Below are 10,507 nucleotides of genomic sequence, written 5' to 3'. Positions count from 1 at the left end.
CCCGGCCGGTGGACCGGCTGACGCTGGTGTCGGACGAGGAGCGCCGCCTGGTGGTGGAGGAGTGGAACCGCACGGAAACGCCGTACCCCGCCGACTCGTACATCCACGAGCGGTTCGAGGCGCAGGCCGGGCGCACGCCCGACGCGGTGGCGGTAGTCTTCGAGGACCGGGAGCTGACGTACGCGGAGCTGAACGCCCGGGCCAACCGGCTGGCGCACCACCTGAGGAGCCTGGGCGTGGGCCCCGACGTGCGCGTGGGGATCTGCGTGGAGCGCGAGCCCGAGCTGGTGGTGGCCGTGCTGGGGGTGCTGAAGTCGGGGGGCGCGTACCTGCCGCTGGACCCCGCCTATCCGCGGGAGCGGCTGCTCGACATGGTGCGGGACAGCGCCCCGGTGGTCATGGTGACGCAGGGGGCGCTGGCCCCGCGGCTGGAGGGGCTGGACGTGCCCCTGCTGTCGCTGGACGAGGACGCGGCGTGGTGGGATGGCCATCCGGCCACGAACCCGGAGCGTGCGGCGCTGTCGCCGGAGCACCTGACGTACGTCATCTACACCTCGGGCTCCACGGGGCGGCCCAAGGGGGTCATGATGACGCACGGGGGCGCTTCCAACCTGCTGCACTGGTACCTGGGCGCCACCGGGCTCACGGAGCGCGACGCGGTGCTGGTCGTCACCTCCTTCAGCTTCCACCTGACGCAGCGCAACCTGCTGGCCCCACTGTTCGTGGGTGGCCGGGTGCACCTTGCGCGCGAGCCGTTTGAGCCGGGCAGGATCACGGCGCAGATCGTGGCGTCCGGCATCACCATGATGAACCTGACGCCGACGGGGTTCCAGGCGCTGGTCGAGGCGGACGGGGGGCGGGCGATCGGCGGGCTGCGGATCGTGGTGTTCGGCGGGGAGCCGCTGTACCCGCGGCAGCTGGCACGGGTGCCGGAGCCCCGTCCGGTGTTCCTGAACCCGTACGGTTCCACGGAGGCGACCGGGATCACGGCCCACCACTTCGCGCGGGCGGACCTGTCGAGCTACTCCAGCCGCTCCATGCCGCCGGGCCGCCCCATCGCCAACGCCACCATCTACGTGCTGGACGCGGCCGGCGAGCCGGTGCCGGTGGGGGTGACCGGGGAGCTGTACCTGGGCGGCGCCGGGGTGACGCGCGGGTACCGGGGGCTCCCCGGGCAGACGGCCGAGCGCTATCTCCCCGACCCCTTCGGCGCCACGCCCGGCGCGCGGCTGTACCGCACGGGCGACCTGGGGCGGTGGCTGCCGGACGGAACGATCGAGTTCATGGGCCGCGGCGACTCGCAGGTGAAGGTGCGCGGGTTCCGCATCGAACTGGGCGAGATCGAGGCGCGGCTGGCCGAGCACGCGGCCGTGCACGAGGTGGTGGTGGTGGCTCGCGACGGGGAGGTCGGAGACCCGCGGCTGGTGGCCTACTACACGGGCGACGGTGCGGCTGCGGCGGTGCTGCGCGCGCACCTGGCCGAGCGGCTGCCGGAGTACATGGTGCCGGCCGCGTTCGTCCACATGGACGCGCTCCCGGTGAACCCCAACGGCAAGCTGGACCGCAAGGCGCTGCCGGAGCCGGAGTTCGGGCCGGACGAGGAGACGTACGTCGCGCCGCGCACGCCGGTGGAGGAGGTGCTGGCGGGGATCTGGGCCGAGGTGCTGCGCCTGGAGCGGCTGGGGGTGCACGACGAGTTCTTCGGGCTGGGCGGGCACTCGCTCCTGGCCACGCGGGTGGTGTCGCGGGTGCGCGAGGTGTTCGGCGTGGAGCTGCCGCTGCGGGCGTTCTTCGAAGGCCCCACCGTCGCCGAGCTGGCTGTGCGCGTGGAGGAGATGCGCCGCGCGGGGGCGGCGGTGCTGCCGCCCGTGGTGCCGACCGAGCGCACGCAGGTGCCGCCGCTGTCGTTCGCGCAGCAGCGGCTGTGGTTCCTGGAGCAGATGGGAAACCTGGGCAGCACCTACCACATCCCCATGCGCCTGCGGCTGCGGGGCGACCTGGACCGCGGCGCGCTGGCGCGGTCGCTGGACCGCATCGTCGCCCGTCACGAGGTGTTGCGCACCTCCTTCCCCACGGTGGACGGCGAGCCGGTGCAGCGCATCGCCCCGGTCGAGGAGAGCGCGTTGCGGCTCGTGGAGCACGATCTCCATGCCGCGCCCGACGCGGAGGACGAGCTGCGCCGCCTGGTCTCGGACGAGGTGAGCGCGCTCTTCGACCTGGAGCACGGCCCGCTGGTCCGCGGGCGGCTGGTGCGGATGGCGGCGGACGACCACGTGCTGCTGCTGACGATGCACCACATCGTCTCCGACGGCTGGTCGATGGGCGTGCTGCACCGCGAGCTGGGCGCGCTGTACGCCGCCTTCATCCGCGGCGAGCCCGATCCGCTCCCGCCGCTGCCGGTGCAGTACGCCGACTACGCCGCGTGGCACCGCCGCGTGGTGGAGGGCGAGGTCCTGCAGCGCCAGGCGGAGTACTGGCGCGAGACGCTGGCCGGCGCGCCGGAGCTGCTGGAGCTGCCGACGAGCCATGCGCGCCCGGTAAAGCAGGACTTCACCGGCGCGTCGGTGGACGTGGAGCTCGACGAGGCGCTGGCCACGGCGCTCAGGACGCTGGGGCAGCGGCACGGCACCACGCTGTTCATGACGCTGCTGGCCGGGTGGGCCGCCGTGCTTGCCCGGCTGTCGGGCCAGGACGAGGTCGTGGTCGGCAGCCCCACCGCCAACCGCGGGCGGAGCGAGATCGAGGGCCTGGTCGGCTTCTTCGTCAACCTCCTGGCGGTGCGCATCGACCTGTCGGGCTCGCCCAGCGTGGCGGAGCTGCTGGGGCGGGTGAAGGAGCGCGCCCTGGGCGCCCAGCACAACCAGGACATCCCCTTCGAACAGGTGGTGGAGCACCTTCATCCCACGCGCAGCCTGGCGCACACCCCGCTCTTCCAGGTGATGTTCGCCTGGCAGAACGCGCCGGGGGAACGCCTGGAGCTGCCGGGGCTGGCACTGGGCCCGCTGGACCCGGAGGGCTCCGGGGGCTCGTCATTGCCCGTGAGCGCGAAGTTCGACCTGTCGCTGGCGCTCCGGGACGAGGGCGGCCGGATCAGGGGGACGGTGGAGTACGCCACCGCGCTCTTCGACCGGGCCACCGTCGAGCGGCACGTGGGCTACCTGCGGCGGGTGCTGGACGAGATGGTCGCGGACGACGCGAAGCCGGTGGACCGCCTGGCGCTGCTCTCCCCGGCCGAGCGGCGCACGGTGGTGGAGGAGTGGAACGCCACCGATGCCGCGTACCCCGCCGAAGCGTGCATCCACGAGCTCTTCGAAGCCCAGGTGAAGCGGACGCCCGGCGCGGTGGCGGTGTCGTTCGAAGGCTCGCGTCTCACCTACGCGGAGCTGAACGCGCGGGCCAACCGGGTGGCGCACCACCTCCGCGCGCTCGGGGTGGGGCCGGAGGTGCGCGTGGCGGTGGGAGTCAGGCGGGGGCTGGAAACGGTGGTCGGGCTCCTGGCGGTGCTGAAGGCCGGCGGCGGCTACGTCCCGCTCGACATCGTGAATCCGGAGGACCGCCTCCAGTACGTGCTGGGCGACAGCGCGCCCGCCGCGCTGCTGACGGAGGGGCCGCTCGTCGCCCGCTTCGCCGGCGCCGGGGTGCCGCTCGTCGACACGGGCGACCTCGCGGCGCTGGATGCGTATCCCGCGTCGGATCCCGACCGGGCCGAGGTGGGGGTGCGGCCGGAGCACCTGGCATACGTCATCTACACCTCCGGGTCCACGGGAAGGCCCAAGGGCGTGCTGGTGCGCCACGGCTCGCTGGTCAGCCTGCTGGCCGTCAGCCGCGCGGAGTACGGCGTGGGCCCCGGCGACGTGCTGCCTGCGCTGGCGTCGAGCGCCTTCGACATCTCCCTCTTCGAGATCCTTCTCCCGCTCATTTCCGGCGCGGAGACCCGCCTGGTCATGCCCCAGCGGGTGATGGACCCCCGCGCGTTCCTGAGCGAGGTCACGGACGCCACGCTCCTGCACGCGGTCCCCGCGCTGATGCGCGAGATCGTGCAGGTGGAGCGCCGGGCGCCGCGCCTGGCCCGCCTCCGCGCCACCTTCGTGGGCGGCGACCAGGTTCCCGCCGACCTGCTGGCGGAGATGACCGCCACCTTCCCGGCCGCGCGGACCTCCGTTCTCTACGGCCCCACGGAGGCGGCGATCCTGGCCTCGGCGCACGAAGTGCCGGCGGACGGTGCGGTCGCCGGGCACCCGATCGGCCGGCCGCTGGGGAACGTGCGGCTGTACGTCTGCGATGCGCTGGGCGAGCCGCAGCCGCCGGGCGTCGCGGGCGAGCTGCTGATCGGCGGGGCCGGTGTCGCGCGCGGCTACCTGGGCCGCCCCGCGCTCACCGCCGAGCGCTTCGTCCCCGATCCGTTCTCCGCCGTCCCCGGCGCACGGCTGTACCGCAGCGGCGACCGGGCGCGATGGAAGGAAAACGGCGTTCTCGACTTCCTGGGACGCAACGACTTCCAGGTGAAGATCCGCGGCTTCCGCATCGAGCTGGGCGAGATCGAGGCGCGGCTGCGCGAGCACCCGGCGGTGCGCCAGGGGGTGGTGCTGGCGCGGGAGGACACCCCGGGGAGGAAGCGGCTGGTGGCCTACGTGGTCGGCGAGGCCCCGGCCGACGCGCTGAAGGCGCACCTCGCCGGCCGTCTGCCGGCGTACATGGTGCCGGACGCGTACGTGCCGCTGGAGGCCCTTCCGCTCACGAGCAACGGCAAGCTGGACCGTCGGGCGCTCCCGGCGCCGGAAGGCGCGGCGTTCGCGCGCCGTGGCCTCGAGCCGCCGCGCACCATGGCGGAGGCCGTGCTGGCCGAGATCTGGGCCGATGTGCTGGGGGTGGAGAGCGTGGGCCGGCGCGACCACTTCTTCGACCTGGGCGGCCACTCCCTGCTCGCCGCCCGGATGGTGGCCCGGGTGCGCGAGTCGCTGAACCCCGCCGCGACGGTGGACGAGGTGTTCACGTACCCGACGCTCTTCCAGCTCGCGGCGCGGCTGGAGCGGACCGGTGAGTGGGTCGGCACCGCCCGCGCCATCCCGATCAGGGAGACCGGCTCCGAGCCCCCCCTGTTCCTGATCCACGACGTAATGGGGTTCGTCTTCTACGGGCAGATCCTTCGCCCGCACCTGGACCCGGAGATCCCCGTCTACGCCCTGCCGGGGCCGCTCAACGACACGGACGAGCTCGACTCCCTGGACGACCTGGTGACCCGGCTGGTGCGGATGATCACGGAGGTGCAGCCGGAGGGGCCGTATCGCGTGGCGGGGTGGTCCGCGGGCGGAGCCTATGCCTACGCCGCGGCGGAACGGCTGGTCGGAGCGGGACAGGCGGTGGAGTTCGTGGGGCTGCTGGACACCATCTACCCGGGCCCCATGCCGGTGCCGGACTCACCGACGATGCGGCAGCACAGGGTGCTGGGGGTGCTGTCCTGGGCCACCGGCGAGATGCGGCCGACGCCCGAGGCGCTCATGGCGCTCAGGGCGGATGGCGAGGGACTGGACATGGCGGGCTTCATCGCCGAGTGCAAGGCGCGGGCGCTCCTTCCCGAATCGGTCACCGTGGAGCGGGCCGAGCAGGTGGCTCTCCGGCTCGACCTCCTCGAGCGCAGCTATGAGGAGATCGTCCCCGGGCCGCTCCCGGCTTCCGTCCACATCTTCAGCACCGACGCCGCCCAGGCGTCGGGCGACCCCCGCCGCGGCTGGCACGACCTGCCGGGGGGACGTCCGTTCCAGCTGGTGCGCGTTCCGGGTGACCACAACACGATGTGGGCGAAGGGGAACGTGGAGCTGCTGGGGGCGGCGATCTCTCGCGCGGTCCATGCGTCCGCCGCGGGCGGGGGCTGAGGCTCGGCGGGGCCAGCGCCTCACCAATCAGCTGGCAGGACAAGGGATCCCGCACGATGAGGCGCCGCCGCTCTCCTGAGCGGCGGCGCCTTCGTTCGGGCCAACAATCCCGGGTCGGTCCAATGCCGCCCTTCCACCGTAACCGGCTTCGCCAGGTTCCGCGGCTGATCGGGGTTCGTGCCGCGAAGCACGGCGATGGGGTACGCCAGCAGCTGCAGCGGCACGCTGCCCAGCAGGGGCGTCAGCGCGTCGTGCGTGCGCGAGATGCGGATCACGTGGTCCATCACCGTGTCCCGCTCGTCGTCGGCCTGGCCGAATGAGAACGCACCGTCCTGTCTGAAAATGCGCCCCCTCGAAAACCAGCGTTCCTGCTGCGTCCGCCCGGTGGCGGGCAGTACGCTGTCCGTGAGCGGGGGCCGGGCCCCTTGATCGGCCGATCCTGCCGTTAAGCGCGTCCCAGGCGACAATGAAGGTGAGGGACTTGCGCGTTCTCCACGAACGTGGTTACTCTCCAAAATCCAGTCTGAAATGATGTGCCACCGGACGCCTCCTGCGTTGCCGCGCCCACGGCCCCCGACGCAGGCGACCGCCTTCCGTTCACAGAGGAGAAGAGCATGCTGGCCAGCGCCGAACCATCGATCTTCACGGAACAGAACTGGCACCTCTACACCCCGGAGAACCACGCCGTATGGGAGTTGCTGTACGCGCGGCGGATGCGCGACCTCCAGCGGACGGGGAGCCGCGTCTTCCTGGAGGGCGCGGCCGCGATCGGGCTGCAGGCAGAATCCGTCCCCGATCTCGACGACGTGAACCGCCGTTTGGCGGCGCTCACCGGGTGGGCGGCGGTCCCCGTGGTGGGCTTCATTCCCGCCCGCAGCTTCTTCGAGCAGCTGGCCGAACGCCGCTTCCCGACCACCGTGTCCGTGCGTCCCCGCGACCAGCTGGACTACCTTCCGGAGCCCGACATCTTCCACGACGTCTTTGGCCACGTCCCGCTGCACGCAGACCCGGTCTTCGCCAACTTCCTCCAGGAATTCGGCGAGGTGGCGGCGCGCGCCCGGTCGGAAGAGGGCGTGCGCCAGATGGCGCGGCTCTTCTGGTTTACGGTGGAGTTCGGGCTGGTGCGCGAGGATGGCGAGGTAAAGGTGTACGGCAGCGGCCTCATCTCGTCGCACGGCGAGGCGGCCAACGCGCTGGGACCCAACTGCGACCGGCGGCCGTTCTCGCTGGAGGCGGTGATGGAGCAGCACTTCGAGATCGACCGCTTTCAGGACGTGCTGTTCGTAACGGAATCCTTCGATCAGCTCTTCGAGGCGGTGGAGCAGGCGAAGCGCCTCGTCCACTGACGCCGGATCGAGATTCGGCTCGGCCTGAGCCACACGGACCCCGCCTGGCCCCCGCACCCCAGCTGCAACGCAAGACGCCGCCGCTCTCCCGAGTGGCGGCGTCTTCGCAACGAGGCGGGACGACACGGGTCGCCGGTCGTGTGAGAATGAAGAACTCGGCTACGGTACGCCGAACAAATCCGCGCCCGTGCGAGGATTTGCAGAATATTTCGGCTACTGACGAGCCGCCGCTGCTGCTCGTGCCCGGGTGCCCCGGCTCACTCCACCGACACGTTTTCCTTGACAATTCAAAAAAGGCGTAGTAAGCATGGCAGGGTCCCTCCAAGGGACCCATACGCGCAGCCTTTATCCAGCGAGGTGATCATGTACGCGTACTCAGCCCTCTCGTTCACCGCCCTGACCTCCAGCACCATCTCCTGCCGGGCTTGCTCTTCGGTTCCCACTTCCTCGTAGTTCCGCACGCCCTCCGCCGCGCCCCAGCGATCGAGGATCAAAACGGCTTCGCGGCGAGCCAACCGGCGGACCAGGTCCGGGCCACATACGGGCCGTGCCCCTGGATGGATCCGACTGCCTGCCCCTCGAGGGATTGCCATACGTTGTGCCCGTCCTGGATGGAACGGTCCAAAAACGGTTCCTTGCCGCCAGGGGTCACGACCTGTTCCGGGATGGGCGGGGCCATGCGGTAGATTCGGGCGCCGCGATATCCCATCCGGAAGATTCCCCCGTCCCCTCGGCTGCCTTCGAACCGTTTCTCGTCGCGTCTCCGGACAGCCTCGCCCAGGATCCTGCCATGCCAAAGAAAGTCAGCTTCTATCAATACGCGCAGCCCGGCCTCCAGGACGGGAACTATTCCCTGACGGCGAACCAGGCCGTGGCATCGACCGACGGTTCGATCCCCGCCACCATCTACCCTTACGAGAGCCGCTTCACGGTTTCGGGCCCGCGGTTCTCCCTCGTTCCCGGCGACCTCGTTTCCATGTTCCCGCCGCCGTTCAGCCTGGGGGAATTCTCAAACGTGCTGCCCCATGCGGTCCTGTCGCGGCCCACCCTGCCCTGGGAGCGCAGCCTGGACAAGGAGATCGCGGTCAACGATCCCCCCTGGCTCGGGGTCGTCCTTTTCGATGAGGGCGATCCACCGCCCCCCGCCCGGGAAGGAACCCTGCTCGACCTGCTTCCGGCCTCGCAGAAAACCGATCCCGGGGAGAAGGGACGCGATGGCAAGCTTCCGCCGGGCACCTACTTCCCGCCCTTCCCCTCCAGGCCGGGAACCCAGACCCCCGACCTGGATTACGGGGAAACCTGGGACGACCAATGCATGTTCATCGACATCCCGGCCGCTTTGTTCAACGAGGCGATGCCCACCGCCGATGACCTTGGCTGGCTGGCCCAGGTGCGGGAAATCCAGTTGTTCAACAAGTCCGAAACCTACGTGCGCAAGCTGCGGCAAACGTCTGCGGACCTCGATCCCGTGGGGCAGGTGGCCGAGGTGATCGGCAACCGCTTCGCCTTGCCGGGAAAGCGCTCGATCGCGCACCTGGTCTGCCTGGAGCAATTCGGGCCGGTGCTGCCCGGGCCGGCGAGCGAGTCCAACCTTCCCGCCAGGAGCGGCGACGCGGATACCACGATGGTACGCGTGGTGAGCCTGAAAAGCTGGACCTATTCGGCGGTATCGCAGGAATACACCTTCGCGGGCCTTCTGCTCAAGGTGAACAGGCCCGGGGGCGTCTTCACCACGGCGGTTCTGCAGGCGCCTTTCCAGAGCACGGGGGCGGCCGGCGATGCCGCGGTGTCCAACGCCTTCAAGATGGGCCTGGCCGCCTTCGACCATACCACCCGCCTGGGCGATCATACCGTGTCCTGGTTCCACGGGCCCTTCGTCCCGTTCAACCTCGAAACGACCATCCCCTTCCCCGGCAACGTCGCCGATCAATTCACCCGCTACAACCCCGACGCGGGCATGTTCGACGTGTCGTATTCCGCCGCCTGGCAACTGGGGCGCCTGCTTGGGCTGCAATCCAGCGCCTATTCCTCGTCGCTCTACGCTTGGAAGCGCGCGACCACCCAGGCGGTGATCCTGAGCGTCGAGGAGGAATTCCTGGACCTCCCCTATGCGGACATGATCTCGCTGCTGCAGCAGTCGCTGTCCGGCTACATGAATGGTGCCCAGGCCGTTTCCGGAGCGTCCGCCACCGCGATCGCCGCCAAATCCGCCGCGGTCCAGGCCCCCCGCAGCATCACGCGCCCCGACCGCGCCGCCGCCGTCCGCCGGGTGCTCGTCGATCCCGCCGCCATCCAGGCCCGCCTTGCCGACGCCGACGTCCCCAGCCTGCCCGGCGCGGTGGCGGGATTCCTCGCCCGCCTGCGGCTGCTCTACGGCATCCCCTTCAATTACCTGGTTCCCGATGAGCGCATGCTGCCTTCGGAGTCGCTCCGCTTCTTCTACATGGACAGCGCCTGGGTGGACAGTCTCCTGGAAGGCGCGCTCAGCCTGGGGAATTCCACCTCCGGGGATGCAGCCCTGAGCCAGGCCTTTGCGCCGCTCCTGCGCCAGGGCTCCCATGCCGGTGCCCGCGCCATCCGGCCGGGCCTGCTCAACATGCCGGCACCGAACGCCGCCGCGTCCAATCCCGTCGCCGAGCCCGCCTCGGCATCCCTTGGGGCCGACACGCCCGCTCCCTCCACCGATGGATCCATCACCCCCGTCGCCGATCCCACCGGATTTCTGCTGCGCTCCCAGGTGGTGACAGGCTGGCCCGGCATGGAAGTGCATGGTTTCGACGCCTCGGGAACCGAGCTTTCCATCCTGCGCCTGGAGCAGGTGGGGCCCGGAGTGCTGCTGGGGATCTTCGACGGGGTGGTCGCGAAGCTGGTGCTCAACGAGCATCCCGAGGCCCTGCACTTCGGGGTGGACCAAGACGTCGACGATCCGGACCCCTCGAAGTTCACCAAGTCGTTCCGCTACGTGACCCAGGTGGGCGACGACCAGCCGGGCTCGCCGGTGCCCGCCGCGACCGCGCCGCCCCTGAAGATCGCGGATTATACCCGGACCGCGGAGGCCTCGGTACTGCGCATCGGCGATCTCGCCGGCGCCGTGCAGGCGGGGCTCAAAAGCGCCGGGGTCTACGACGGCCCCTTTACCTCGGCGGAGTTCGCGCTGGAAATGATCGAAGGCGTAGCGCGCGTCACGTATGCCTTCGGCGGCGCATGAGCCGCCGCGCCGGATACGCTCGGAAGAAAGGAATGCGGTGACCGGAACAAACGCGGGAGCCGGGACGGGGGGAGCGGACG

5 protein-coding genes are annotated in these 10,507 nt (G+C 70.7%); 3 read left to right on the top strand and 2 right to left on the bottom strand.

What is annotated here, in order from left to right; all coding sequences use genetic code 11:
• Nucleotides 1-8: 8 nt before the first annotated feature.
• Nucleotides 9-5,873 (top strand): amino acid adenylation domain-containing protein, encoded by a 5,865-nt coding sequence (locus tag VF632_RS14495; RefSeq protein WP_331023625.1) that lies wholly within the window; start codon nucleotides 9-11, stop codon nucleotides 5,871-5,873.
• A gap of 20 nt (nucleotides 5,874-5,893) precedes the next feature.
• Here VF632_RS14495 and VF632_RS14490 read toward each other — a convergent pair whose 3' ends face one another.
• Nucleotides 5,894-6,160 carry a hypothetical protein gene (locus tag VF632_RS14490; protein WP_331023624.1) on the bottom strand — a complete coding sequence of 89 codons (267 nt, stop codon included), beginning with the start codon at nucleotides 6,158-6,160 and terminating at the stop codon, nucleotides 5,894-5,896.
• A 327-nt stretch (nucleotides 6,161-6,487) separates the two neighbouring features.
• On the opposite strand from VF632_RS14490, the gene VF632_RS14485 reads away from it, so the two are divergent.
• Nucleotides 6,488-7,219 (top strand): phenylalanine 4-monooxygenase, encoded by a 732-nt coding sequence (locus tag VF632_RS14485; RefSeq protein WP_331023623.1) that lies wholly within the window; start codon nucleotides 6,488-6,490, stop codon nucleotides 7,217-7,219.
• Between the two features lie 490 nt (nucleotides 7,220-7,709).
• Here VF632_RS14485 and VF632_RS28255 read toward each other — a convergent pair whose 3' ends face one another.
• Nucleotides 7,710-7,898, bottom strand: coding sequence for a hypothetical protein (locus VF632_RS28255; RefSeq protein WP_414682896.1), 189 nt, complete (start codon nucleotides 7,896-7,898; stop codon nucleotides 7,710-7,712).
• Nucleotides 7,899-8,009: 111 nt separating this feature from the next.
• Here VF632_RS28255 and VF632_RS14480 point away from each other — a divergent pair, with 111 nt between their 5' ends.
• Nucleotides 8,010-10,427 (top strand): hypothetical protein, encoded by a 2,418-nt coding sequence (locus VF632_RS14480; RefSeq protein WP_331023622.1) that lies wholly within the window; start codon nucleotides 8,010-8,012, stop codon nucleotides 10,425-10,427.
• Nucleotides 10,428-10,507 lie beyond the last annotated feature (80 nt).

It is taken from the genome of Longimicrobium sp. (assembly GCF_036388275.1).
Classification (GTDB): domain Bacteria; phylum Gemmatimonadota; class Gemmatimonadetes; order Longimicrobiales; family Longimicrobiaceae; genus Longimicrobium.
This window is presented reverse-complemented; position numbering and strand designations above follow the sequence as displayed.

What these genes read in the sequence shown, in the direction of transcription:
- VF632_RS28255 (WP_414682896.1), bottom strand. Translation starts at nt 7,898, where the DNA reads ATGGCCCCGCCCATCCCGGAACAGGTCGTGACCCCTGGCGGCAAGGAA.
- VF632_RS14485 (WP_331023623.1), top strand. Translation starts at nt 6,488, where the DNA reads ATGCTGGCCAGCGCCGAACCATCGATCTTCACGGAACAGAACTGGCAC.
- VF632_RS14480 (WP_331023622.1), top strand. Translation starts at nt 8,010, where the DNA reads ATGCCAAAGAAAGTCAGCTTCTATCAATACGCGCAGCCCGGCCTCCAG.